The sequence below is a fragment of the Jatrophihabitans sp. genome (assembly GCF_051960575.1).
Lineage (GTDB): Bacteria > Actinomycetota > Actinomycetes > Mycobacteriales > Jatrophihabitantaceae > JBQCEE01.
Map to the genome: position 1 here is coordinate 1 of NZ_JBQCEE010000412.1, position 3184 is coordinate 3184.

The window sequence follows — 3184 nt, forward strand, 5'->3', positions numbered from 1 at the left end:
GTCGGGGTAGACAACCAGCCACCCACGCCCAACTCCGACCCGACGCCCGGCTACGCGACGCCCGGCGCCGAGACCACCGGCTACAGCACGCCGGCCGTCGGCGACCCGGTGCAGCAGTACCCGGGCGGCGCCGGCTACCAGCCGGGTGATGCGCGATGAGTGCGCCCACCTCGCGGCCGACGCCGCAGTACCAGCCGCAGCCAGCGTCGCCGGCACCGTCGTACACGGCGCCGACGCCCGCGGCCGAGCCGATCGAGGAGGTCTCGGTCGGGCAGCTGGTCTCGAACATCAGCAAGGACATGTCCACGCTGATGCGCCAGGAGCTCGAGCTGGCCAAGGTCGAGATCAAGACCGAGGTGACGAAGGCCGCCAAGGGCGCCGGGATGCTCGGCGGTGCCGGGTACGCCGGCCACCTCACGGTGGTCTTCCTGTCCGTGGCGGCGGGCTTCGGCCTGGCCAATCTCATGGACTCCGGGTGGGCGTTCCTGCTCGTCACCCTGTTCTGGGCCATCGTCGGCGCCGTCCTGTTCGTCACCGGACGCAAGACGCTGAAGACCGTCGACCCGAAGCCCGAGCGCACCGTCGAGACCGTGCAGCAGATCCCGCCGGCGCTCAAGCCGAACCCCTGAGCCGACCCCAGTACTGGAGACAGACGACATGGCAACCACCGAAGAGATCCAGGCCCAGATCGACCGGACGCGGGCGTCGCTCAGCGGCGACGTCGACCGGCTCGCCGACAAGGTCACCCCGTCGCGCGTCGTGAACCGCCGCGTCACCAAGGTGAAGGGGTCGGTGTCCTCGTTCCGCGACCGCGTCATGGGCAAGGCCGAGGACGTGCGGGGCAGCGCCTCGGGCACGGCGTCGAACCTGACGAACAACCTGTCGGACAAGGCGTCCGGCGTGACCGGCTCGGTCTCGGACACCGCGTCGAACGTGGGCGACACCGTGAGCAACGCGGCCTCGACCGTCGCGGACGCCGCCACCCAGGCCCCGCAGGCCGTGAAGGAGAAGGCGGCGGGCAGCCCGCTGATCGCCGCGGGCGTCGCGTTCGGCATCGGCTACCTGCTCTCGTCCCTGGCCCCGGCCACCGAGCGCGAGGAGGACCTGGCCCGCCAGGCGCAGAGCCACGCGCAGGACCTCGTGCAGCCGCTCAAGGAGCAGGCACAGCAGGTCGTCGAGGAGCTCAAGCCGACCGCGCAGCACGCGGCCGAGGAGATCAAGTCGACGGCCCAGCAGGGCGTGCACGAGACGCAGGGCGCGGCGCAGTCGGCCGCGCAGGACGTCAAGTCCACCGCCCAGTCGAGCTGAGGCACGCGGCATGACGATCACGATCGAGCGGACGGTGCGCACGGCACGCCCGGTCGGCGAGGTGGCGAAGTACCTCAGCGACTTCCGGACGACCGCGCAGTGGGACCCGCACACGAAGTCGTGCAAGCGCACCGACAGCGGGCCCCTGCGGGTTGGCAGCGAGTTCGACAACACGCAGTCGCTCGGGCCGCTGACGACCACGCTGCACTACCGCGTGGTGTCGCTGGACGAGGGCCGCTCGATCTCGCTGCGCAGCGAGGGCGGCGCCGTGACGGCCACCGACTCGATGCGGTTCGACGAGCAGCCCGACGGCGGCACGCTGGTCACCTACCGCGCCGAATTCGAGTTCGCCGCGCCGCTGCGCCCGCTCGAGCCGGTACTGCGGCGCCTGCTCGAGAAGGTCGGCGACGACGGCAAGGCCGGCATGGAGCGGGCGCTGGAGCAGCTGCCCGTGGGGTGAGGCCGCTGCTGCTGTTGCGGCTCGAAGTTCCGGATCTTGTGCAGGACGCGCGTGAACGCACGCGTGTCCTGCACAAGGTCGTTTCCGGGGTCTGGATCTTGTGCAGGACGCGCGTGAGCGTGCGCGCGTCCTGCACATGATCGTTTCGGGACGACACGCCGGGCGGGCTTGACGCGGGTCGAACGCGTGTTCGACCATCGAACGCATGAGCGATGCGCCGCCGCGGATGATCGCGGTGTGGTTCCCCGACTGGCCGGTCACCACGGCGCGCATCGAGGCGGGGCTCCCCCAGGATGCGCCGATCGCCGTCGTCACCGCCAACCGGGTCGTCGCCTGCTCGTACACGGCCCGCACCACCGGTGTGCGGCGCGGGCTGCGGCGGCGCGAGGCGCAGGCCCGCTGCCCCGAGCTCGAGGTGCTGCCGCGCAACGAGTCGGCCGAGGCGCGCGTCTTCGAGCCGGTCGTCGCCGCGCTCGAGCAGATCGCGCCGGGGGTCGAGCTCACCCGCCCCGGGCTCGCAGCGCTGGCCACCCGCGGCCCGACCCGCTACTTCGGCGGCGAGACCGGTGTCGTGCACGCGCTGTCGCGAGCGGTGAACCAGACGCCGCTCGGCGGGGCGGACGTGCAGATCGGCATCGCCGACGGTGCCTTCGCCGCCGAGCACGCCACCCGCCGCGGCATGATCGTCCCGCCCGGCGGCTCGCCGGCGTTCCTGGCCGACCTGCCGATCGAGACGCTCGACCTCGCCGGCACGTCACCGCTCGTCGACCTGCTGAAGCGGCTCGGCATCCGCACGCTCGGCGCGTTCGCCGCGCTGCCGGCGCGCGACGTGCTGGCGCGGTTCGGCCCGGACGGGCTGTGGGCGCACCGCCAGGCGTCCGGACGCGACGAGCGACCCCTCGCCGCCCGGCGACCCCCGGCCGAGTTCACCACCACCCTCGACCTCGAACCGCCGGTCGACCGGGTCGACACCGTCGCCTTCTCGGCCCGCGGCGTGGCCGAGCAGTTCGTCGCCGACCTCGCCGGGCACGGGCTGGCGTGCACCTGTCTCGAGCTGCAGGCGCTGTCCGAGAACGGGGAGGAGACGGTGCGGCGCTGGCGGCACGCCGGCGTGCTCGGGCCGTCGGACGTGCTCGACCGCATGCGCTGGCAGCTCGAGGGCTGGCTGTCGGGCAATCACCGGCCTACGGGCGGGGTCAGCAGGTTGCGGCTCGTCCCGGTCGAGACCGTGCCCACCGGCACGCACCAACAGGCGCTGTGGGGCGGTACCGGCGCGCACGACGAACGGGCCGCGCGTGCGCTGGCCCGGGTGCAGACGCTGCTCGGGCACGGCTCGGTACTCACTCCGGTGCTCGAAGGCGGGCGAGATCCTGCCCAGCGGACCCGGCTGGTGCCCTGGGGCGACGAGCCGGAGCC

At 73.0% G+C, this 3184-nt stretch carries 4 protein-coding genes; all 4 read left to right on the forward strand.

Features of this window, described 5'->3' with window-relative positions; all coding sequences use genetic code 11:
• The first annotated feature begins 155 nt into the window (after nucleotides 1-155).
• Nucleotides 156-629: a phage holin family protein gene (locus ACTHMS_RS22995; RefSeq protein WP_440308985.1), complete on the forward strand. Its 474-nt coding sequence runs from the start codon at nucleotides 156-158 to the stop codon at nucleotides 627-629.
• 28 nt (nucleotides 630-657) lie between these two features.
• The gene (locus tag ACTHMS_RS23000; RefSeq protein WP_440308986.1) at nucleotides 658-1308 is read left to right on the forward strand and encodes a DUF3618 domain-containing protein; all 651 of its coding nucleotides are present in this window, start codon (nucleotides 658-660) and stop codon (nucleotides 1306-1308) included.
• A gap of 10 nt (nucleotides 1309-1318) precedes the next feature.
• A complete protein-coding gene (locus ACTHMS_RS23005; protein ID WP_440308987.1) occupies nucleotides 1319-1768 on the forward strand; it encodes an SRPBCC family protein in 450 nt (149 codons plus the stop codon).
• A gap of 205 nt (nucleotides 1769-1973) precedes the next feature.
• Nucleotides 1974-3184, forward strand: a 1211-nt coding sequence (locus ACTHMS_RS23010) for a DNA polymerase Y family protein (protein WP_440308988.1), incomplete at its 3' end; no start/stop codon positions are given.